The organism is Streptomyces sp. NBC_00285 (assembly GCF_036174265.1).
In the GTDB taxonomy this organism is placed as follows: Bacteria; Actinomycetota; Actinomycetes; order Streptomycetales; family Streptomycetaceae; genus Streptomyces.
In genome coordinates this window covers 5,434,087-5,455,365 of sequence record NZ_CP108055.1, presented here as the reverse complement: position 1 = coordinate 5,455,365, position 21,279 = coordinate 5,434,087, and the positions used below count along the sequence as shown (strand labels likewise).

The 21,279-nt window shown below is 67.0% G+C and carries 18 protein-coding genes; 10 read left to right on the top strand and 8 right to left on the bottom strand.

Features of this window, described 5'->3' with window-relative positions; translation table 11 throughout:
• Window positions 1-467 precede the first annotated feature (467 nt).
• Entirely contained in the window at window positions 468-2,444 is a 1,977-nt protein-coding gene (gene dnaA / locus OHT57_RS25080; protein WP_328748734.1) for a chromosomal replication initiator protein DnaA, read from the bottom strand.
• A 383-nt stretch (window positions 2,445-2,827) separates the two neighbouring features.
• On the opposite strand from dnaA, the gene rpmH reads away from it, so the two are divergent.
• The 9 genes from rpmH to OHT57_RS25035 all read left to right on the top strand — a co-directional run bounded on the left by rpmH (window position 2,828) and on the right by OHT57_RS25035 (window position 9,757).
• Complete coding sequence (gene rpmH / locus OHT57_RS25075) at window positions 2,828-2,965, top strand: 50S ribosomal protein L34 (protein ID WP_003967884.1); 138 nt, start codon at window positions 2,828-2,830, stop codon at window positions 2,963-2,965.
• Window positions 2,966-2,986: 21 nt separating this feature from the next.
• Window positions 2,987-3,358 (top strand): ribonuclease P protein component, encoded by a 372-nt coding sequence (gene rnpA, locus OHT57_RS25070; protein WP_328748733.1) that lies wholly within the window; start codon window positions 2,987-2,989, stop codon window positions 3,356-3,358.
• Complete coding sequence (yidD, locus tag OHT57_RS25065) at window positions 3,355-3,708, top strand: membrane protein insertion efficiency factor YidD (protein ID WP_328748732.1); 354 nt, start codon at window positions 3,355-3,357, stop codon at window positions 3,706-3,708. Before rnpA ends, yidD begins: the two co-directional genes overlap by 4 nt.
• A 3-nt stretch (window positions 3,709-3,711) precedes the next feature.
• Window positions 3,712-5,010 (top strand): membrane protein insertase YidC, encoded by a 1,299-nt coding sequence (gene yidC, locus OHT57_RS25060; protein ID WP_328748731.1) that lies wholly within the window; start codon window positions 3,712-3,714, stop codon window positions 5,008-5,010.
• 15 nt (window positions 5,011-5,025) lie between these two features.
• The gene (locus OHT57_RS25055; RefSeq protein ID WP_328748730.1) at window positions 5,026-5,541 is read left to right on the top strand and encodes a Jag family protein; all 516 of its coding nucleotides are present in this window, start codon (window positions 5,026-5,028) and stop codon (window positions 5,539-5,541) included.
• A gap of 118 nt (window positions 5,542-5,659) precedes the next feature.
• On the top strand, window positions 5,660-6,376 hold the full coding sequence (gene rsmG, locus OHT57_RS25050) for a 16S rRNA (guanine(527)-N(7))-methyltransferase RsmG (protein WP_328748729.1): 717 nt from the start codon (window positions 5,660-5,662) through the stop codon (window positions 6,374-6,376).
• 265 nt (window positions 6,377-6,641) lie between these two features.
• Window positions 6,642-7,715: a ParA family protein gene (locus OHT57_RS25045; RefSeq protein WP_328753319.1), complete on the top strand. Its 1,074-nt coding sequence runs from the start codon at window positions 6,642-6,644 to the stop codon at window positions 7,713-7,715.
• Window positions 7,712-8,812: a ParB/RepB/Spo0J family partition protein gene (locus tag OHT57_RS25040; RefSeq protein ID WP_328748728.1), complete on the top strand. Its 1,101-nt coding sequence runs from the start codon at window positions 7,712-7,714 to the stop codon at window positions 8,810-8,812. Before OHT57_RS25045 ends, OHT57_RS25040 begins: the two co-directional genes overlap by 4 nt.
• Before the next feature lie 327 nt (window positions 8,813-9,139).
• The gene (locus tag OHT57_RS25035; RefSeq protein WP_328748727.1) at window positions 9,140-9,757 is read left to right on the top strand and encodes a GNAT family N-acetyltransferase; all 618 of its coding nucleotides are present in this window, start codon (window positions 9,140-9,142) and stop codon (window positions 9,755-9,757) included.
• Window positions 9,758-9,811: 54 nt separating this feature from the next.
• Here the strand turns inward: OHT57_RS25035 and trxA are convergent, their stop codons facing one another.
• The 7 genes from trxA to OHT57_RS25000 form a co-directional block, all read right to left on the bottom strand.
• Complete coding sequence (gene trxA / locus OHT57_RS25030; protein WP_007383275.1) at window positions 9,812-10,144, bottom strand: thioredoxin; 333 nt, start codon at window positions 10,142-10,144, stop codon at window positions 9,812-9,814.
• 45 nt (window positions 10,145-10,189) lie between these two features.
• The gene (trxB, locus tag OHT57_RS25025; protein ID WP_328748726.1) at window positions 10,190-11,158 is read right to left on the bottom strand and encodes a thioredoxin-disulfide reductase; all 969 of its coding nucleotides are present in this window, start codon (window positions 11,156-11,158) and stop codon (window positions 10,190-10,192) included.
• A 168-nt stretch (window positions 11,159-11,326) separates the two neighbouring features.
• A complete protein-coding gene (locus OHT57_RS25020; RefSeq protein WP_328748725.1) occupies window positions 11,327-12,220 on the bottom strand; it encodes an anti-sigma factor family protein in 894 nt (297 codons plus the stop codon).
• Entirely contained in the window at window positions 12,217-12,942 is a 726-nt protein-coding gene (gene sigM / locus OHT57_RS25015; RefSeq protein ID WP_328748724.1) for an RNA polymerase sigma factor SigM, read from the bottom strand. The genes OHT57_RS25020 and sigM overlap by 4 nt, the downstream gene beginning before the upstream one ends.
• Before the next feature lie 31 nt (window positions 12,943-12,973).
• Window positions 12,974-14,692 (bottom strand): protein kinase family protein, encoded by a 1,719-nt coding sequence (locus OHT57_RS25010; protein WP_328748723.1) that lies wholly within the window; start codon window positions 14,690-14,692, stop codon window positions 12,974-12,976.
• A gap of 119 nt (window positions 14,693-14,811) precedes the next feature.
• On the bottom strand, window positions 14,812-17,094 hold the full coding sequence (gene murJ / locus OHT57_RS25005; RefSeq protein WP_328748722.1) for a murein biosynthesis integral membrane protein MurJ: 2,283 nt from the start codon (window positions 17,092-17,094) through the stop codon (window positions 14,812-14,814).
• Between the two features lie 43 nt (window positions 17,095-17,137).
• Window positions 17,138-19,507: a DUF6049 family protein gene (locus OHT57_RS25000; protein WP_328748721.1), complete on the bottom strand. Its 2,370-nt coding sequence runs from the start codon at window positions 19,505-19,507 to the stop codon at window positions 17,138-17,140.
• A gap of 257 nt (window positions 19,508-19,764) precedes the next feature.
• On the opposite strand from OHT57_RS25000, the gene OHT57_RS24995 reads away from it, so the two are divergent.
• Window positions 19,765-21,207, top strand: a complete 1,443-nt coding sequence (locus OHT57_RS24995) for a CCA tRNA nucleotidyltransferase (protein WP_328748720.1) — start codon at window positions 19,765-19,767, stop codon at window positions 21,205-21,207.
• Window positions 21,208-21,279: the final 72 nt, after the last annotated feature.

Genomic DNA, 21,279 nt, shown 5'->3' with positions numbered 1-21,279 from the left:
CCCCAGCTTTACCCCCGTTTCCCACAGGCCGACCCGGCACCTTCGTGTGACGCCTTTCACTCGACCCGGTGAGGAGGCGCGTCGCGTTGCCGAACAGTGGACAGGCATGTGGAGAAGCCACTGATCGCTGGGGACAACCAGGCCCAGCCTGTGGGTTGTCGGTGGACAACTCGACGCACAGCCTGTGGATCATCTCGCTGTCCACAGTCTGTGGAGATCCTTCGTCCACGAATCCACAGCCAGCTGACCTGGGCCGACGGTCTTTCGGCAGCCGGCCTGTGGACCGCGATCTGGACAACTTCGCAGTCCCCAGGATGTGGACGGGAGAAAGTGCCCGAATCTGTGGAGGGAGGCCGTAACCCGGCGGCTAATCGAACAGCCGGCTACGGCGGCATGACGAAGGGCGCCCTCGGGATCTCGTCCCCAGGGCGCCCTTCCGTGCCGAAAACCGGCTGACTCCGCTGGTGTCAGCCGTTCTTGATGCGGTTCGTCAGCTCGGTCACCTGGTTGTAGATGGAGCGCCGTTCGGCCATCAGATTGCGGATCTTGCGGTCGGCGTGCATCACGGTCGTGTGGTCACGGCCGCCGAACAGCGCGCCGATCTTCGGCAGCGAGAGGTCCGTCAGTTCGCGGCACAGGTACATGGCGATCTGGCGGGCGGTGACGAGCGCGCGGCCGCGCGAAGTGCCGCACAGGTCCTCGATGGTCAGGCCGAAGTAGGCCGCCGTGGCGCTCATGATGGCGGTGGACGTGATCTCCGGGGCCGAGTCCTCGCCGCCGGGGATCAGGTCCTTGAGCACGATCTCGGTGAGGCCCAGGTCCACCGGCTGCCGGTTGAGCGAGGCGAACGCCGTCACCCGGATCAGCGCGCCCTCCAGCTCACGGATGTTGCGCGAGATGCGGGAGGCGATGAACTCCAGGACCTCCGGCGGCGCGTTGAGCTGTTCCTGCACCGCTTTCTTGCGGAGGATCGCGATCCTCGTCTCCAGCTCGGGCGGTTGGACGTCGGTGATCAGGCCCCACTCGAAACGGTTCCGCAGCCGGTCCTCCAGCGTCACCAGCTGCTTGGGCGGCCGGTCGCTGGAGAGCACGATCTGCTTGTTGGCGTTGTGGAGTGTGTTGAACGTGTGGAAGAACTCCTCCTGCGTCGACTCCTTGTCCGCGAGGAACTGGATGTCGTCGACGAGCAGGATGTCCATCTCGCGGTAGCGCTTGCGGAAGCTGTCGCCCTTGCCGTCGCGGATGGAGTTGATGAACTCGTTGGTGAACTCCTCCGAGCTCACGTACCGCACGCGCGTGCCGGGATACAGGCTGCGCGCGTAGTGCCCGATCGCGTGCAGCAGGTGCGTCTTGCCGAGTCCGGACTCCCCGTAGATGAAGAGGGGGTTGTACGCCTTGGCCGGCGCCTCGGCGACCGCGACGGCGGCCGCGTGTGCGAATCGGTTGGAGGCGCCGATGACGAACGTGTCGAAGAGGTATTTCGGGTTCAGCCGAGCGGTGGGCTCCCCGGGCCTCGTCGCCGGTGCGGGCTGTGCGGCCAGCGGACCGGGGGCGCCGGTGGTGGGCAGGCTGGAGCCGACGGGTCCGCCGCGGTGCACTCGCCCGGTGCCGGAGGGAGGCTCGGACAGGTCGCGGCGGTTGTCGCGCTGGTCGTAGTCGCGCGGCTTGTCGTAGTCGGGACGGGGCTTGTCGTAGTCCGGCCGCTGATCGTAGTCGGGGCGCGGGTTGTCGTACGGCTGCCGTTCCATCGGCTGTGGCCGGTAGTCCTGTGACGGGGCGCCGTAGGGCTCCTGCGGGTACGGCTCCTGCGACGGCGACGCGTACGGGTCGCGCTCGGGGAAGCCGAGCCGCTGTTGCTGCCAGCTGTACTCGTCCTGCGCGGGGCGCGGCCAGGCACCGGGCTCGGGGCGCTGGTACTCCGAGGGGTACGCGGGGCGGGGGGTGGGGAGCTGGTCCGCACGTGGGGCGTGGTCACCCTGGGGCCCGGGGCGTGTTTCGCCGCGGGACGGCCTGGAGTCGTCGGCGCGGTGGCGGCCGTAGCCCTTGTACTGGTTGTTGTCGTACTGGCTGCCGTACCCGTCGTCGTACTGGCCGGAGGGGAGCTCGGGCTCCTCGTAGCGCTGCTGATGCCGGGGGGCCGGGGGCCCGGGCGGCGGCGCGGGTTCACCTGCGGTGTCGTCGACGGTGATCGCGATCCGGATCGGGCGGCCGCACTCGCGGCTCAGCGTCTCGCTGACGGCCGGAGCCAGTCGGCCCTCCAGTACGCCTTTCGCGAACTCGTTCGGTACGGCGAGCAGGGCGGTGTCGGCGACCAGCGCGAGCGGCTGGCAGCGCCGGATCCAGTGCTCGTCCTTCGCCTCGACCCCCTGTACGCGGTCCTCTCCGAGGAGTTGATCGAGTACGCGTGGCCACACTGCGGCAAGATCGGCAGGTACGTCAGCCACAGGGCACGCTCTCTCACGGGTCCCACGAACGTGTGGTTGTGGGACGAGTCGGGATTCAAAAGGGGTGGAGCCGAAATGAAGGGGTCAGGGGAACGAGTCGGAGTTCAGCCACGGTAGTCAGGGCGACGGGTGCGGTTCAAGTTGTTGTCCCCAGCCTGTGGATAGTGTCTCCTGGTGACCGCTGGTTTGACCGGATGGCGTAGCCCCGCGTACCGTGACCAGGTCGAGTTGTCGATGGCTGCTGCCGCCTGCCTCCGATGGGCACAGATCGCTTCGGGTGATCGGGAAGCGGTGCACTCGGGCGTTACTGCGAGCTTCTCGTGGGCGCACGGTGACAGCTAGGACGGCACCCGCCACTACCGATTTATTTCTGGAGCCCCCGAGTGAGCAAGCGCACCTTCCAGCCGAACAACCGTCGCCGCGCGAAGACCCACGGTTTCCGCCTGCGGATGCGTACCCGTGCCGGTCGCGCGATTCTCGCGAACCGCCGTGGCAAGGGTCGCTCGAGCCTGTCCGCCTGATTCTGATCAGGTCATGACGTCGTGCTGCCTACCGAGCATCGGCTGAGGCGGCGCGAAGACTTCGCGACCGCGGTACGACGGGGGCGCCGGGCAGGCCGCCCGTCCCTCGTCGTCCATCTTCGTAGCGGTGCCACGGACCCGCACGCGCCTGGGGAGAGCGCTCCCCCGACGCGTGCGGGTTTCGTCGTGAGCAAAGCAGTGGGAGGCGCGGTCGTGCGCAACAAGGTGAAGCGCAGGCTTCGCCATTTGATGCGCGACCGCGTCGCACTGTTGCCCCCCGGTAGCCTGGTAGTCGTACGGGCGTTGCCCGAGGCGGGCGACGCCGATCATGAACAACTGGCCCGAGACCTGGATGCCGCCCTACAGCGGCTGCTGGGAGGGGGCACACGATGAAGTACCCGCTGCTGGCGTTGATCAAGCTGTACCAGTGGACCATCAGTCCGCTGCTCGGACCGGTGTGCAAGTACTACCCGTCGTGCTCTCACTACGGCTACCAATCCATCGATCGGCACGGTGCGATCAAGGGCACGGCGCTCACCGCCTGGCGCATCCTGCGGTGCAATCCGTGGTCGCTGGGGGGTGTGGATCATGTCCCGCCACGCAAGCGGCCCCGGTGGCACGAAATGCTGCGTAACGCCTGGCGTGCACGCAGGGGCGGGCCCCCCGCCGCCGACTCGGCCGCCGAGGGACAGACTCCTTCGAGCCCGGCCGCCGAGACTCCGTCCCATGCCCAAGGAGCATGATTAGTGGACACGATTGCCAGTCTTTTCAGCTTCATCACGACACCCGTCTCCTGGGTCATCGTCCAGTTCCACACGGTGTACGGCAAGCTCTTCGGCCCTGATACCGGTTGGGCCTGGGGCCTGTCGATCGTGTCCCTCGTGATCCTGATCCGTATCTGCCTGATCCCGCTCTTCGTGAAGCAGATCAAGTCGACGCGGGCCATGCAGACGCTCCAGCCTGAGATGAAGAAGATCCAGGAGCGCTACAAGAACGACAAGCAGCGTCAGTCCGAAGAGATGATGAAGCTGTACAAGGAGACGGGTACCAACCCGCTCTCCTCGTGTCTTCCCATCCTGGCGCAGTCCCCGTTCTTCTTCGCCCTGTACCACGTGCTCAACGCCATCGCGACGGGTGACACCATCGGTGTCATCAACGAGTCGCTTCTGGCCAGCGCTCGCAAGGCGCACATCGTCGGCGCCCCGCTCGCCGCGAAGTTCAAGGACGGTTCCGCCACCGTCCAGGCGCTGGGCGCCACGGTCACCGATGTGCGGGTCGTCACCGCGATCATGATCGTCATGATGTCGGCGTCGCAGTTCTACACGCAGCGCCAGCTGATGACGAAGAACGTCGACACCACGGTCAAGACGCCGTTCATGCAGCAGCAGAAGATGCTGATGTACGTCTTCCCCGTCATGTTCGCCGTCTTCGGTATCAACTTCCCGGTCGGTGTCCTCGTCTACTGGCTGACCACCAACGTGTGGACCATGGGCCAGCAGATGTACGTGATCCACAACAACCCCACCCCGGGTTCCAAGGCTCAGGCCGCCTACCTGGAGCGCCTGACCAAGCACGTCACGAGCCATGGCAAGACGCGCAAGCGCAGCGAGCGCACGATCATCAAGGCGATCGTCGCCAAGGGCCGTGACCGCAACGAGTTCGAGCGCAAGTTCATCAACGGTCTGAACAAGTCGGGTCTCGCGGCCCAGACCGACGGCAACGTGATCCAGAGCGAATCCCAGGCCGTGGTCCAGACCGAGGACGGCTCGCCGGCCGGTACGGCCACGCCCAAGCGCCAGCAGCCCAAGCGGCAGAGCAAGTCCCAGCGCCAGTCGGGTGGTGCGGTGGGTGCCGCTGCGGGCGGCTCGACGGCCGCTGATGACACCCCGTCGTCGGAGCCGACCTCGCTGACCAAGTCCGACGAACCCGAGGACGCCAAGCCTGCCGCTCCCGCCAAGAAGCAGCCCGGCGCCGGCACCCGCAGTAAGGCCCAGTCCGGACAGCGCAAGGGTCCGCAGCGGCCCAAGTCCCCGTCCAAGAAGTAAGAAGGAGTCCATCCCGTGACGGAAGGCACCACCACCTCCGCCGCTGCCGAGGGCGCAGACACACTGAACCGCCTGGAGCAGGAAGGCGAGATCGCGGCGGACTACCTCGAGGGTCTGCTCGACATCGCCGATCTCGACGGCGACATCGACATGGACGTCGAGGCCGACCGTGCCGCTGTCTCGATCATCAGCGACTCGGGCGGCCGTGACCTCAACAAGTTGGTCGGCCGTGACGGCGAGGTGCTGGAAGCCCTCCAGGAGCTCACGCGCCTGGCCGTGCACCGGGAGACCGGCGACCGCAGCCGACTGATGCTGGACATCGCCGGTTACCGGGCCAAGAAGCGCACAGAGCTCTCCGAGCTGGGCGCCAAGGCCGCTGCCGAGGTCAAGAACACCGGCGAGTCCGTGAAACTCAGCGCGATGACGCCGTTCGAGCGCAAGGTCGTGCACGACGCCGTCAAGGCCGCCGGCCTGCGCAGCGAATCCGAGGGCGAGGAGCCGCAGCGCTTCGTCGTTGTGCTTCCCGCCTGATCGGTTCGTACGTTCCTCCGGCCCCGTCTGTAGAGCAGGCGGGGCCGAACTTTGTCAGCCTGATAGTTCTGGTGGTCGGCGCCCGGTGCGCTGATGCGCTACGGAAGGACGGTTCCCCGTGACGGAGGCAGCGGAGCTTCCTCCCGCGCCCGAACAGGCGCGAGAGGTGTTCGGTGATCGCTACGCGGACGCGGTGCGTTATGCCGAGCTGCTGGCGGAGGCAGGTGTGCAGCGTGGTCTCATCGGCCCGCGAGAAGTGCCCCGTCTGTGGGAACGGCATCTGCTGAACTGCGCGGTGCTCTCAGAAGTTGTTCCCGAGGGCGTGACGGTGTGCGATGTCGGCTCCGGCGCAGGCCTGCCCGGTATCCCACTGGCTCTCGTCCGTGAAGACCTGAAGATCACGTTGCTGGAGCCACTGCTGAGGCGTACGACCTTCCTGACCGAGGTCGTGGAGATGCTGGGCCTGGACCATGTGACGGTTATCCGGGGCCGGGCTGAGGAGGTCATGGGCAAGGTGACGCCGGTACACGTGGTGACAGCACGAGCTGTCGCCCCGCTGGACAGGCTGGCGGCCTGGGGCATCCCTCTGCTGAGGCCCTACGGGGAGATGCTTGCGCTCAAGGGCGACACCGCGGAGGAGGAGCTCAAAGCCTCGGCCACGGCGCTGAGCAAGCTCGGTGCGGTGGAGACGTCCATCCTGCATGTGGGTGAAGGAGTGGTGGATCCGTTGTCCACGGTGGTGCGAGTCGAGGTGGGGGAGAGCCCCGGTGGTGTGCGTTTCGCAGCCAAGCGAGCCAAGGCCGCCCGGACCGGACGCACTCGTCGACGTCGTTGATCCGTCCTGACGACGAGACGTACTCCACACAAGCTGCCAAACCTACGCACGCCGGAGTGTCGCGGCAGAACGGCCCCGACTGCTGTGCATCGTGTTTCACGTGAAACGTCGCTCACTGCTGCACGGCATCATCAGCCGGGGCCGCGCCGCGGCCGAACCCCGCGACCGGAAGCCTCTCGGGTCACTCAGAGAGGTAACGGAGTTGTCCACAGAGGTGGATTTCTCCACAGAACAACAGGCCTCACTGGTTCATGACCCCGAAGACATGGGAGGCTCTGTTCATTGCGAGCCTGAAGTCGAGGAGAGTGAATCCGTGCGGTCCGACGCCAACATCGCGGGACCGATGACCGATCCGGTCCCCGGTCCCCGAACCGAGTCGATGGGGGACGATGTTTCACGTGAAACACCGCCCCCGATGGACGACACTCCGATCGGTCGTGCTGCCCAACTGGCAGTGGAGGCTTTGGGTCGTGCCGGCGAAGGTCTGCCACGGCCCGAGCAGACCCGGATCATGGTCGTCGCCAATCAGAAGGGTGGCGTGGGCAAGACGACGACAACCGTCAACCTTGCTGCTTCGCTGGCTCTGCACGGCGGCCGTGTCCTGGTGATCGACCTCGACCCCCAGGGCAACGCGTCCACCGCACTGGGTATCGACCACCATGCCGAAGTCCCTTCCATCTACGACGTTCTGGTCGACAGCAGGCCGCTGGCTGAGGTCGTCCAGCCGGTCTCTGATGTCGAAGGCCTCTTCTGTGCCCCTGCCACGATCGATCTCGCCGGTGCGGAGATCGAGCTGGTGTCCCTGGTGGCACGTGAGAGCCGATTGCAGCGAGCGATCCAGGCGTACGAGCAGCCCTTGGACTACATCCTCATCGACTGCCCGCCCTCGCTCGGCCTGCTGACGGTCAATGCGCTGGTGGCCGGTGCGGAGGTCCTCATCCCGATCCAGTGCGAGTACTACGCACTGGAGGGCCTGGGCCAGTTGCTGCGCAACGTCGACCTGGTGCGGGGCCACCTCAACCCCACCTTGCACGTATCAACCATCTTGCTCACCATGTACGACGGCCGGACGCGTCTCGCGTCGCAGGTCGCGGACGAGGTGCGTACCCACTTCGGCAATGAGGTGCTACGGACGAGCATTCCCCGCTCGGTCCGTATCTCCGAGGCGCCGAGCTATGGACAGACGGTGCTGACCTACGATCCCGGATCGAGCGGTGCGCTGTCCTACCTTGAGGCGGCGCGAGAGATCGCGTTGAGGGGCGTCGGAATCAGCTACGACCCGACGCAGGCGCACATCGGCGCACAGAGCAACCCGAGCATGGTGGAAGGGATCCAGTGAGTGAGCGACGGAGGGGTCTGGGTCGTGGTCTCGGCGCACTCATCCCTGCTGCCCCGACAGAGAAGACGCCTACCCCAGCAGCGATGGGAGGCGCTGGTTCCGCGTCCCCGACGTCGGTCCCGGTATTGACGACCGACCGTGGAGTGGCTGCGGCGAAGGTGGCCATGCTGCCGCCTGTTTCACATGAAACCGAGGAGCCGTCGGTCAACGGCTACGGAGACACGCCCGCTCCTCCTGTGGGCGCGTACTTCGCGGAACTCCCCATCGACTCCATCACCCCGAACCCGCGCCAGCCGCGTGAGGTCTTCGACGAGGATGCGCTTCAGGAGCTGGTGACCTCCATCCAGGAGGTCGGTCTTCTCCAGCCGGTCGTCGTGCGGGAGCTGGGCGCCACCCGTTACGAGCTCATCATGGGTGAGCGCCGCTGGCGAGCGTGCCGCGAGGCGGGCCTGGATGCGATCCCGGCGATCGTGCGGGCCACGGACGACGAGAAGCTTCTCCTGGACGCGCTCCTGGAGAACCTGCACCGCGCTCAGCTGAACCCGCTGGAAGAGGCAGCCGCCTACGACCAGCTGCTGAAGGACTTCAACTGCACGCACGACCAGCTGGCGGACCGCATCGGCCGGTCCCGCCCGCAGGTCTCGAACACTCTGCGTCTGCTGAAGCTCTCACCGGCTGTGCAGCGTCGAGTGGCTGCGGGAGTGCTCTCCGCCGGACACGCCCGGGCACTGCTCTCCGTCGACGACTCGGAGGAGCAGGACAGGCTGGCTCACCGGATCGTGGCCGAGGGACTCTCGGTGCGCGCCGTCGAGGAGATCGTGACCCTCATGGGGTCGCGGCCGCAGACTGCCCAGCGTCCCAAGGGGCCTCGGGCCGGCACTCGGCTCTCTCCGGCCCTGAGTGATCTGGCCGGCCGTCTCTCGGACCGCTTTGAGACGCGGGTGAAGGTCGATCTGGGGCAGAAAAGGGGCAAGATCACGGTCGAGTTTGCCTCCATGGAGGACCTCGAGCGCATCCTCAGCAGCCTCGCCCCCGGTGAGGGGCCGGTCCTCCAGAAGAGCCTGCTGGACGGCGACGACGAGGAGACGGAAGGCTGAAACCGGGCCTCGCCGGGGTGATGCCACTCGGGCAGAGCACGAAGAGCGGGCCGTGGCCGGTACACACCGGCCACGGCCCGCTCTTTGCGTTCAGGCGGTTTCGATGGAATCGCTGTGTGGATACGATGCGACTGGGTGCGGTACATCCACCCGGCAGTCCCTCTGAGGGGAGGCAGGGGTTATGCGAACGATGAGCCGAAGCGGATTGGTGAGCGCGGGCCTGGGAATCGGGGCGGTCGGCGGATTCGTCGGCAGCTTGTTCAGGGAACGGAATGCTCTGACTGCCGCCCGCGACGCTGCGGGCGAAGGAAGCGAGGAACAGCCTTCATGGGGCGTCGGCTCGTACCGCTCACGCTGGACAACCTTCCGGACCTTCCCAGGCGTTGTCGCTCGTGCGTCTTCTGGGAGTTGGACCCAGTCAGTGGAGAAGCCGCGGTAAAAGCGGGAACCCCTGCTGTGGAGAAGGAATCCTGGATCTCAGCCGTCCTGCTGGACTGGGGATCGTGCGGTCGGGTCGTCTACGTCGACGACGTGCCAGTCGGCTTCGTCCTCTACGCTCCTCCCGCGTACGTGCCCCGCGCGACTGCGTTTCCCACGAGCCCGGTCTCTCCGGACGCCGTCCAGTTGATGACATCGTTCATCATGCCGGGCTACCAGGGACAGGGACTGGGGCGAATGATGGTGCAGACGGTCGCCAAGGATCTACTGCGGCGGAACTTCAAGGCAATCGAGGCCTTCGGTGATGCCCGCTGGAAAGAGCCCGCCTGTCTCCTACCCGCCGATCATCTCCTCGCGGTCGGCTTCAAGACGGTCAGGACGCATCCCGCATACCCCAGGCTGAGGCTGGAGCTGCGTACGGCGCTCTCCTGGAAGGAAGATGTGGAGATGGCACTGGACCGGCTTCTTGGAGCGGTACAGAAGGAACCAGCGCTGCGACCCCTGTAATACGACGGGGGCCGACCCTTCCGGGTCGGCCCCCACCGTGTTTCACGTGAAACATCACTCGGCGATGAAGTCCTCAAGGTCGCGGACGATCGCGGCCTTCGGCTTGGCACCGACGATGGTCTTGGCGACCTCGCCACCCTGGTACACGTTGAGGGTCGGGATGGACATGACGCCGTACTTGGCGGCCGTACCCGGGTTTTCGTCGATGTTCAGCTTGACGATTTCGATCTTGTCGCCGTACTCGGCGGCAATCGCCTCGAGGGACGGCGCGATCTGGCGGCACGGACCGCACCAAGCGGCCCAGAAGTCCACCAGGACGGGCTTGTCGCTCTTCAGGACGTCCTGCTCGAAGGAATCGTCGGTCACATTCTTCAGGGTGCCGGCCACGGCGGGCTCCTTAACTATTTGGTGCGGTGGGGCGGGACGGGGGGATCAGACAGCGGTCTTCTCGGGTTCGGCCTTCTCCGCGTCCGCGAGGGCGGCGAGGAAACGCTCGGCGTCCAGAGCGGCGGAACAGCCGGTGCCGGCTGCGGTGATGGCCTGGCGGTAGGTGTGGTCGACCACGTCACCGGCACCGAAGACACCCGTGACGTTGGTGTGGGTCGAGGGCGCCTCTACCTTGAGGTAGCCCTCACCGTCCAGGTCGAGCTGGCCCTTGAAGAGCTCCGTGCGCGGGTCGTGGCCGATCGCGATGAACAGGCCGGTGACCGCCAGGTCCGAGAGCTCGCCGGTCTTGAGATTGCGCAGCTTCAGGCCCGAGAGCTTCGGGTCACCCTGGATCTCGGCGACCTCGCTGTCCCACACGAACTTGATCTTCGGGTCGGCGAAGGCACGCTCCTGCATCGCCTTGGAAGCGCGGAGGGTGTCCCGACGGTGGACGATCGTCACGGACTTGGCGAAGCGTGAGAGGAAGGTCGCTTCTTCCATCGCGGTGTCGCCACCGCCGATGACGGCGATGTCCTGGTCCTTGAAGAAGAAGCCGTCACAGGTGGCACACCACGAGACACCGCGGCCGGAGAGGGCGTCTTCGTTCGGCAGGCCGAGCTTGCGGTGCTGCGAACCGGTGGTGACGATCACGGCCTTCGCCCGGTGGACCGTGCCCGAGGTGTCGGTGACGGTCTTGATCTCACCGGTCAGGTCGACGCTGACGATGTCGTCCGGAATGAGTTCGGCACCGAAGCGCTCGGCCTGGCCGCGCATGTTGTCCATGAGCTCGGGGCCCATGATGCCGTCCTGGAAGCCGGGGAAGTTCTCCACCTCGGTGGTGTTCATCAGCGCGCCGCCCGCGGTGACGGCGCCCTCGAACACCAGCGGCTTCAGCGACGCGCGCGCGGTGTAGAGCGCCGCCGTGTAGCCGGCGGGCCCGGAGCCGATGATGATCACGTTACGAACGTCGCTCACGGCTTGGTTCCTCGTCTCTGGACTGCGTCGTCGGACCGGTGGAGCCCCTCTCAGAACTCTCACCCCACCCAACGGATCCTAAGGGGCGCGCATTCCCGGTGTGTCCGGGCACACGGAGAGGCCACACGGTACGAAATACCACGCGTGACGGAGACGAAGCGTGAACGCTCAGGAGTGTGCGTAGGACTGCTTCAGAAGAATCTTCGCTGTACCGGCCGGAGCGTTCTTCACGCAGGACGCATCCATGATGTAGGCGTTCACCCGCGTGCTGTCGGAGGGGTCGCGCAGTACGACAAGCAACGCGTCCGCCCCCTTGTAGATGCCGCCCTCGGTCGCGAGGGCCGTGCCGTTGTTGTGCATGCCCCTTTTGATGCACGCGGGGACCAAGGGCTCCTTCTTCAGGAAGGGTTGACGGTCGCCACTGGGGACGGACTCCACGCCCATGCTGTTTGTGTCCTGCGGGGAACGGGACCCACTGGTGGCGGATCGGTCCGCAGCGAGGAGATCGGAGATCTCCTTCTCAAGCGTGCTGTCGGAGAAGGTGTCGGCCGCGGAGACCGGGCCGTTCGACTGCTTGCCGTCGTCCAGCGATGACAGCAGTACGGAACCGAATCCCAGAGCTGCGACCGCGAAGACAGTGCCCAGAACAACGGTCCTGCGTCGGCCGTTCCGCTGACGTTCCTTGCGGCCGGGTCCGGTGGTCGTTGTGCGGGCGTGTCCTGTGGGTCGGTCGGCGGTGGGCGATGTTTCACGTGAAACATGCGCGCTCTCGACCGGTGGTGGGGCGTTCACCGTCCCAGGAGCCGTTGCGTGCAGGAGAGCTTCCGCGGCTAGAGCAGCGTCGATCCTGCCAGCGACGTCGGCGGGCATACGCGGGGGGCCCGGAAGCGTGCCGAGCAATCCGCGGATCTCCTCCAGGGACGCGTGGACGTCCGCGCAGAGTTCGCATTCGTCCAGATGCCGACGTACATCCGCGGTCCTGGACACTGGGAGGATGCCTTCGGTGAGGTCGGAGAGCTCCGCGACATCCGGGTGCCCGGCTGTGTCTGTCGTGGAAGTCACGCTCGCCCACCTCCGCCCTTCACTACAGCTGAATCGCTTGGTCCCGAATCCGGCGGACCCTCTGACGGAGGTTCCGCTGCGGGTGGGACGGAAGTCCCCTGCGTCCGGTTCCGTCCTGAGCCCCTCTGAGTGCCGTCTCTGGCGTTTTCCGGCCGGAGGTGGGTCAGGAGGGGGAGGAGTCTGGCTCTGCCTCGGGCGCAGCGGCTCTTCACTGTCCCCGTCGGCACGTCGAGTATGTGAGCGGCTTCGGCGACCGGGTACCCCTGCATGTCCACCAGAACGAGAGCGGCGCGCTGGTCAGGTGGAAGTGTGCCGAGTGCCTCCAGCAGTTGGCGGTGGAGGTCGTTGCGCTCGGCAGGCGCCGAGGCCTCCTCGTGCGGCTCCAGGAGCTGTTCCAGGCGCTCGGTGTCATCGACCGGAGAGGTCTTGCGGGAGGCAGCCTTGCGGGCTCGGTCCAGGCAGGCGTTCACCGTGATCCGGTGGAGCCAGGTCGTGACGGCCGACTGACCCCGGAAGGTGTGGGCGGCCCGGTAGGCGGATACAAGGGCGTCCTGGACGGCGTCAGCGGCTTCCTCACGGTCCCCGAGAGTCCGGAGAGCCACGGCCCACAACCGATCCCGATGTCGGCGAACGATCTCACCGAAGGCGTCGTGGTCGCCCGCTACATGGCGGGCCAGGAGGTCCTGATCGCTGGTGTCGCCATACGCGGTGTCATCTGCCATCGGACCCCCTCCCCTTGTCTGCGGTGAACTCTCAGCCGGTGAACTTCACGTTGGTGATGGCCTGTTTGTAGCCGGCGTCGCTGTAGTTGGCGGAATCGGCTCCGGAATACGGCAGGGCGGTCAGCCAGACCAGCACGTAACGGCTCTTCACCGGCTTGTCGACCTTCACGTTCGCTGAGGCGCTGTTTGTCTTCGTCCTGCCCAGCTTCTGCATCGAGCTCAGTGGTGTGGACGAGCTGAGGGAGTCGGTGGCATACAGCTCAACCGTCGTGTGGTTGCCGCCGTATCGGAACGACAGGGTCGCTGCGGACAATTCCTGGGCGGAGCCGAGGTCGTAGACGATGCCGACGCCGGGCTTTATCACCATGTCCGGACCGTTTGTGTAGCTGCTGGTCCGCCATCCTGTGGTCGAGCTGCCGTCGTAGGTCAGCTTCACGTCGCCTGGATGCTGTGCGTCACCCTTGGCGACGTACTCTTCGGCGTCATCGATGCTGAGCGTCTTCGTCGGTTTCGGCGTCGCGCTGTTCTTGTCGCCGTCGTCGGTCGTCTGGTTTTGGTTCTCGTTCGACTTTCCGCCCTGATCCATCAGAGCGTCCGCGAGCTGCCAACTGCCCAGGCCCAGCGCGGCGATGAGGAGGGCCGAGACCGCCCACTTCAAGGCTCGGCCGGTGCGGCTCTGCAGTGGTGGGGGCGGCACCGAGACCGGCTGGGTGAAGCCAGGACGCGGTGCGGGGCGGCCGTACGTCCCCTGTTGATACGTCGTGCGCTGGTACTCGGGCGGGGCCGTGAACACCGGCTCCGGCGGGCGGATGCGGGGCATCTCACCGATCGCCTTGACCAGTTCCTCGGGTGTGGTGCACGCCGACTCGTGACGGGAGGCCGTCGCACCGTCGTTGGAGAGGGCCCTCATCGCCAGCTCGGACAGCCCGCGGTGGACGCCCGCCCGCACCTGGTCGGGTGCGATGAGGCCGACGTCCTTGGGCAGACCGGCGAGGCCGTAGGCGTCGTTCTCGTACGGCCAGCGCTGGGTGAGCGCCGCGTACAGGAGGGCGCCGATGGCCTCCGTGTCCGTCCGCTGCGGTGTCTCCGAACTGGCACCGCGCAGCGCGGCGTTCACGGCGAGACCGCGGATGCGCCACTGACCGCTCGATGTCCGCAGGATCGCGTTCGGATTCAGCCGCAGGTGCGCGAGGCCTTCACGGTGGGCAGCTGCCATGGCGGAGGCCACCTGACTGACCATCTGATAGGCATCGAACACCTCCAGCGGGCCCGAGGCGAGGAGTGCGGTCAGTTCGGTCGCGTCGGGAAGCCACTCGTGGACGACGTAGACGAGATCGTTCTCCTCGACGGCGTCCAGGACCTGCACGAACCGCGGGTCGCCCAGCAGCGCGGAGGAACGGGCCGCGGCCAGGACGGAACGTGCCCGTGCATGGTCCGCGGGCAGGATGTGCACGCCGACGGCCCGACGGAGTTTCTCGTCGACGGCCCGCCAGCTGCTGAAGCCGTCCAGACGGGTGACGCACTCCTCGAGACGGTAGCGTCTGGCGAGTTTGTGGCCGCTGTGCAGTTCCGGCGGTGATGCCTTGCCGGGATTGTCGGTCCCGCCACTCCCCTGTGCCTCGACGTCTTCCGTGTCCCGCTCCCGGTTCTTGGCCACGCCGTCGGCCGTGGACTGGTCCGCCTTGGCGGTCAGCGGTTCGTCACCGCTGTTGTCTGCCACGTCGACGGCAGCCGTGCTCCGTTCCGCCACCGTCGTTCCCTGCCTCCCCATTCATTGCGCGTCGTGTGACGCAGAACCCAATTGTGCCCACAGTCCGCCGCTATGCACGACACACGGTGGCGGACGATGGTTGTGCGCGTACCCCCGCCTCAGCGCCCCAGACGCCCCCGGACCATGCCGACCAGGGAGTTCAGCTCCTCGATACGCATCTTGCGTGCCGCGACAAAGAAGATCCCGAGCAGAACAGCTCCGCCCGCGATCAGCGCGGCGAACGAACCGATGACGCCCTGACCGAGCGAGTGACCGATGCCGTAGCAGGCCGCCCCACTCAGCAAAGCCGCCGGTACGGAGGCGATGCAGAGACGGGCGTAGGTCCGCAGGACGCGCTTGCCGTCCAGGTCGCCACCGAGGCGCTTGCTCAGCCGGCGCCAGGCCACGCCGACCCCGATCGAGTAGGCCAGACCGTAGGCGGCGGCCATGCCGACCACAGCCCAGCGGGGCGGCAGGACGGCGTAACAGACGGCGGAGGCGGCGGCGTTGACGGCTGCCACGATCACGGTGTTGTAGAAGGGCGTCCGGGTGTCCTCGTAGGCGTAGAAGGCACGCAGGACGACGTACTGCACCGAGTAGGGGATCAGACCGAGGCCGAAGGCCATCAGCATGTAGCCCATGTTCGTGGCGGCGCCGGTGCTGGAGGCACCGAAGATCAGGGTGCACATCGGGATGCCGAGTGCGAGGAAACCGAAGGCGATCGGGACGATCGCGACCGCCGTGGTGCGCAGCCCCTGGGAGATGTCGTCGCGGACTGCCCCGGCGTCGTCCTCCGCGGCCGAGCGGGAGATACGCGGCAGCAGGGCGGCCATCAGCGAGACGGTGATGATGGCCTGCGGGAGCCCCCAGATGAGCTGGGCGTTGGCGTAGGCACTGAAGCCCGTGCCGGGAATCTTGGTGTCGGCGACGGCCGCGGTGGCGAGCTGGGTGACGACGAGGGCGCCCGCCTGGTTGGCGAGGACGAACAGGATGGTCCACTTCGCGAGCATGGCGGCCTTGCCGAGGCCGTGGCCCTTCCAGTCGAAGCGCAGGCGAAGCCGGAAACCCGTCTCGCGCAGATACGGGATCATCGCGAGCGCCTGCACCACGAGTCCGAGCAGGATGCCCACACCGAGCAGCCGTTGCCCCTCCGGCGGGATGTTCGTGACGTTCATGCCGGAGTGCCTGGCGGTGCCGTACACCCAGAGGAACATCCCGAGCGTCACGATGATGACGATGTTGTTGAGGACCGGAGTCCACATCATCGCGCCGAACTTGCCGCGCGCGTTGAGGATCTGCCCCATCACCACATGGATGCCCATGAAGAAGATGGATGGCAGGAAGTAGCGGGTGAAGGTGATGGCGACATCATTGGCGGCCGGATTGGTCGCCACGGAGTTCGACAGCGCACGCACCAGGAGTGGTGCCCCGAGCATCGTGAGTGCGGTGAGGGCGGCGAGAGCCACGATGACGAGCGTCAGGAGCCGGTTCGCGAACGCCTCACCGCCGTCGTCGTCCTCCTTCATGGCGCGCACGAGCTGTGGCACGAAGACGGAGTTCAGACCGCCGCCGACGGTGAGGATGTAGATCATGGTCGGCAGCTGGTAGGCCACCTGGAAGGAGTCGCCCAGCAGGGCGGTACCGAGCGCCGACACGATCAGCGCCGAGCGGATGAAGCCGGTGAGGCGGGAGACCATCGTGCCGGCCGCCATCACGGCGCTCGACTTCAACAGGCCCGTGGCCTTCCCGCCCTTCTTGGCGGGAGCCGTGGGAGCAGCGGGGGGTGCCGTCTGCGCGAGGGCCGGCGCGGTCCCGAGGTTCATGGTCTCGTCGGCCGAGGGCGTGGGCGCCGCGGGTGCCTGGAACTGCGGGGTCCGTGACGGGCCGCCAGGGGCCGGTGTCGGGCCGGGTACCGACGGGGGATCCGTCGGGCGGCCGCCACCCTGCTGCTGGTCGCGGAAGAGGTGCGCGAAGGCGTCCGGCTCGTGACGCTCCTCGCCGGCCTGGGTCACCAGGTCGTCGACGCCCACGAACTGGGTGGTGCGGGGGTTGTCGCCGTACGGCAGGAACTGCGTCGGGCCCTCCGGCTCCGGCGCCGGGGTCTGCGCCCACACGTGCGGGTCGGGAGCGTACGGGGACTGGGGCGGCTGCGAGTACAGCGGTTGCTGCGGCTGATAGGTGCCAGGCGGCGGCGGGGGGTGTGCCGCACGGTCGTAGAGGGCCTCCGTGACCGGGTCCTGGGCGTGGAGGTCCTGCGCCCGGTACGGGTCCTGGTCGTAAGCGTCCTGGAGGTACATGTCCGCGGGCGGCTGCGGCGGAACCTGGCCGGGCTCGGGCGGTGGGCCTTCGGGGCGACCCGAGTTGCCCGCGCCCTGACTGTCACCGTCGTACGGCGCGTTCATGGTTACCCACCTCATCGTCCCGGGCCCACCGGCCACGACATCCTCAACGGTCCACTCTCTCACCCGTGCCGGACGGCCCGGCGCTTTCCGCTGCGGTGTCCGCTGTCAGGTCACTCGGCTGCTCCGGGTCGTCTGCCCCGGTGCCGGTGCCGGACTCTTCCTTGAGACGGTCATCGGGACCCTCGGGGTTCTCCGGGTCATCCACGGCCTCGCCGGCCTCGTCATCGGGGCCGTTCTGCTCGGCCTCACGGGCGGCCGCGCGCTTGCGCTGGGTGTACATCCGGAATCCTGCCAGCACCAGAAGCAGCACCCCGCCGCCGATGACCAGCATGACCGTGGCCGTGAACTCGGTGACCTTCACGTCGAACCTGACGGCATTGCCGTAGGGCTGGCCGTCCTCCGTGTACAGCTGGGCGACCACCGCGGCCTTGCCGTTGGCGTTGGCCGTCGTGGTGAACTTCACCGTCTGGCTGTGGCCGCCCGAAACCTCGACCGCCTGCTCGGAGTACGAGTAGCCGCCGATCTCGAGCCGGTTCGCACTCAGCGACGTCAGCCGCAGCCTCAGGTGCTGCACGCCCTGCACGAGGTTGTTCTGAACCGTCACGGGGATGGTGGCACTGCGGCCGGAGAGCTTGGTCTCCGACTTGTCGATCAGGCTGACCTGGGAGGTCAGTTGGTCGAGGTAGGTCTTTACATCGCTGCGGAAGCCGCTCGCCTCGGCGGCGCGGCCCCGCCACGACGTGGACATCTCGCGGTTCACGGCCCGCCCGAATGGGGTCACGACGCGGGACTGGTCGGACAGGATCACCTTGAAGTTGTCGAGCTTGTCCTGCGTGCTCGCGACCTGCTGGAAGGCCGACTTCGACAGCTCCTGCTTGCGCAGTGAGGCGGGGTAGGCGGATGCCGAGGGCACCTTGGTGGTGGCCCCGGGATCGGGCTTGGCCGCGGCCGCCGCCGTGAGCTTCTGGGTCTCGGACCAGTTCCCGCTCTCCAGGGCGGTGATCGCCTCGGCCATGGCACCGGCCTGGCTCGCCGTCGGCATGCGCTGCGGGGCGACGACGATGCTGCGCTGCTTGTCCGTCTGGAGATCGAGAGTGAGGCTCTGGGCGAGGAACTTCTGGACAGCGAGGGTAGCGGTCGAAGCCTTCGTCAGATCGCCCTGGAACGCCGTCGACAGCCGGGCGTCTGCGACGACAGCCGTGGTGCCGCCACCGATGGGACGGGCAGCGGACGGCGTGTAGGAGAGGCCACCGGTCTCCTGGAGGCTGTCGCTGCGTGTGATCACCTTGTCGGCGCCGGCGGAGGTGGCGACCTTGACGATGGACGGATCCACCGCGCCGTTCACGGGCCAGGCGAAGTCGCTGCTCGGTGTCACGTGGAGCACGGTCTTCACCGTGGTGGCCGCGACGTCGGTGGCCTCGTCGAGATGGCTGAGCGAGCCGCTGACACTCGTGCCGTTGTGGGCGAGGGAGGCGAGGTCGGGATCGGCGAAGGGCAGCGCGACGACCTCCTGGCCCTCCACCGCCTTCTGCAGCTTTGCCAGCCACTGCTTGGCGATTGCCTGGTGGGTGCCCGCCGTGGTGGTGTCGCCCTCGCCTCGGATCCGGTAGCTGCGGGTCATCGCGTCGACGGACGCAAGCAGGTCCGGGTCGATCACCCAGGTGACATTGAGGTCCTCGCCCAGCGACAACATCTGGTCCAGTCGGCCGCCCGCCGAGATCTCCTCGGCGAGGTCGTCGTTGAGGAAGACCGGTGTCTGCTGTGCGTTCGATCCGGTCTCCGCCGTCATGTGGACGGTGGAGATCAGCGGCCACAGGAACGTCGTCCTGGTCTTCGTGTCCGCCTCGTCGGACTGCCACGGCAGGAAGGTCCGTCGGACGCCGAGCATCTGGTCCCACGACTGCGCCGAGGTCTTGCCCGAGAGGGAGACGGCGAACTGGTAGACACCGGCGCTGCCGAGGTCCAGCTTGTCGACCGGCACGGAGATGGAGAAGGGCTGGGCGACGCCGGGGGTCAGCTGCGAGAACTTCGCGACGTACTTGCCGCCGACCTCCGATCCCGTGGCGTCCTGAAGGGAGTCGCTGTCTTCGGTGACGGTGTCGATCGACGAGCGGGTGTTCAGCTCGGGGCCCACCCACAGTCCCACATGGGCTGCGGTGACGGCCTTCTTCCCGTTGTTGGTCACCGTCCCGGACACGGTGATCGTGTCACCGTCCGTAGGTGCGCTGGGGCTGAGTGTGTCGACGGCGACGGACACCGAACCGGAGTCGGCAGCGGCCTGGGCGGGTGGGGCGGCGGAGATCTGGCACAGGCCGGCCAGTAGCGGCACCCCTGCCAGCAGGACACCGGTGCGCCGCAGCCAGCGGCGGGCAGGTGAGGGACACGTCCCCTGGAAGTCTGCCGCCTCGGCCACGCGCTCGCCCGTCCCTCGTCGTCGTCAGTGGTCGTCGGAATGTGCGTCCACGCATGGTAACGATGCGCGCTGAGGGGAAGTGCCGCGGACTGCTCCACAAGATCGGTTGAGGCTGCCGTGCTGTCCCGAATGTGTGCGTATAAAGGGGAGCGGGTCCGTGAGTCTCCGGGGCAGACCTTGTGCAGGGATGGATGAAGACTCGGTGCACGTTTAATGGAGGCGCTCAGGGCTGCCCGGGCCACGTACCCTCTTCTGTTGTGCCGAACGCCGACGAAAACCTTCTCAGTGCCCCCAGCCAGGCGCAGCCTCACACGGTGAATGAACTGTTGCGGTTCGCCCCTGTCGCCGACGACCTCGCGCGTCGTTTCCAGGCGGCCGGCTTCTCGCTCGCCCTGGTCGGCGGGCCTGTCCGGGACGCACTGCTGGACCGGCCCGGTAACGATCTGGACTTCACGACGGACGCTCGCCCACAGGACGTACTGAAGATCCTCAAGAAGTGGGCGGACTCGGTGTGGGAGGTCGGGATCGCCTTCGGCACGGTGGGGGGGCAGAAGGACGGCTTCCAGGTGGAGGTGACCACCTACCGGTCCGAGGCGTACGACCGGACCTCGCGCAAGCCGGAGGTCGCTTACGGGGACTCCATCGAGGCGGACCTCGTCCGGCGTGACTTCACGGTGAACGCGATGGCGTTCTCGCTTGCCGAGAAGAAGTTCATCGACCCGCACGGCGGCCTCGACGACCTCGCAGCGCGTGTACTTCGTACCCCGGGCACCCCCGAGGAGTCCTTCTCCGACGACCCGCTGCGGATGATGCGCGCGGCGCGCTTCGCTGCCCAGCTCGACTTCGAGGTGGCCCCCGAAGTCGTGGCGGCCATGAAGGACATGTCCGGGCGTATCGAGATCGTCTCGGCCGAGCGTGTCCGGGACGAGCTCAACAAGATCATCCTGTCCGCCAACCCCCGCAAGGGACTGACCCTGCTCGTCGACACGGGTCTCGCCGGGCATGTCCTTCCGGAGCTCCCGGCCCTGCGCCTGGAGAGCGACGAGCACCACCGGCACAAGGACGTCTACGAGCACACGCTGATCGTTCTGGAGCAGGCCATCGAACTGGAGGAGGAAGGGCCCGACCTGACTCTCCGCCTGGCCGCGCTTCTCCATGACATCGGCAAGCCGCGCACCCGCCGCTTCGAGAACGACGGTCGTGTCTCGTTCCACCACCACGAAGTGGTCGGAGCGAAGATGACGAAGAAGCGGATGACAGCACTCAAGTACTCCAACGAACTGGTGAAGGACGTCTCCCAGCTCGTCGAACTGCATCTGCGCTTTCACGGGTACGGCACCGGGGAGTGGACGGACTCGGCGGTACGCCGCTATGTGCGGGACGCGGGCCCGCTGCTCGACCGGCTCCACAAGTTGACCCGCTCGGACTGCACGACCCGGAACAAGCGCAAGGCGGCCACGTTGTCGCGTGCGTACGACGGTCTGGAGGAGCGGATCGCCCAGCTTCAGGAGCAGGAGGAGCTCGACGCGATCAGGCCCGACCTCGACGGCAACCAGATCATGGAGATCCTCGATGTGGGCCCGGGTCCTGCCATCGGCCACGCCTACAAGCACATGTTGGAGCTTCGTCTGGAGCACGGGCCGATGAAGCATGACGAGGCGGTGGCCGCACTCAAGAAGTGGTGGGTCGAGCAGAGCTGAGGCCGTGAAACGGGGTCATGTTTCACGTGAAACATGACCTTCGAGTAGGTCGAGGGGCGATGTTTCACGTGA

Excerpts from the sequence above, each read along its gene's own strand:
- OHT57_RS25035 (WP_328748727.1), top strand. The coding sequence starts at position 9,140 with ATGGGGCGTCGGCTCGTACCGCTCACGCTGGACAACCTTCCGGACCTT.
- sigM (WP_328748724.1), bottom strand. The coding sequence starts at position 12,942 with ATGGCAGATGACACCGCGTATGGCGACACCAGCGATCAGGACCTCCTG.
- murJ (WP_328748722.1), bottom strand. The coding sequence starts at position 17,094 with ATGAACGCGCCGTACGACGGTGACAGTCAGGGCGCGGGCAACTCGGGT.
- OHT57_RS25045 (WP_328753319.1), top strand. The coding sequence starts at position 6,642 with ATGGGAGGCTCTGTTCATTGCGAGCCTGAAGTCGAGGAGAGTGAATCC.
- yidD (WP_328748732.1), top strand. The coding sequence starts at position 3,355 with ATGAAGTACCCGCTGCTGGCGTTGATCAAGCTGTACCAGTGGACCATC.